The following is a 557-nucleotide window of genomic DNA, read 5'->3' as shown; positions in this document are numbered from 1 at the left end:
AGAGTTGTCTAAATCGCTATTTAATATGAAAGCGCTCTTTCTCGTCTGCTTCTTCTTAAATATCGGCTTATCCGCATCTTTGAGTCTAACGGGTATCGCACTAGCGCTTTTATTCATTGTCCTTCTACCTATTAAAGGGTTGCTATACTTCCTCACAATCAACCACTTTAAGTTTCGCGTGCGTACTTCCCTTCTCGCATCTTTATCACTGTTTAACTACAGCGAATTCGGGCTCATTGTCGGTGGCCTGGCGTACAAAATGGGGTGGATGCCGAGTGACATGCTCGCAGCCATCGCTGTAGCGGTTTCACTATCCTTTATTATCTCAGCACCTCTAAATCGCTTGGGCCATAAAATTTATCAACATTCCGGTAAATGGTTACAAGAAACGGCTGCAGAGAAACTCAACCAACGTGACCAGTTGATCAACCCGGGACATGCTCAAGTACTTATTCTAGGTATGGGGCGAATTGGTACCGGTGCATATGACGAGCTACGCGCACGTTACGGCAAGATTTCTCTGGGGATTGAGATCCGTGAAGAAGCAGCGCAACAAC

The 557-nt window shown here is 45.8% G+C and carries 1 protein-coding gene; it reads left to right on the top strand.

The genetic code is table 11. From position 1 onward, the window contains the following. On the top strand, positions 1–557 hold a 557-nt coding region (locus R8O11_RS30330; protein ID WP_318195276.1), incomplete at both ends, for a cation:proton antiporter.

Source organism: Vibrio sp. 1288 (assembly GCF_033344475.1).
The sequence above is the reverse complement of the archived record's forward strand: the minus strand, read 5'-3'. Positions and strand labels throughout refer to the sequence as shown.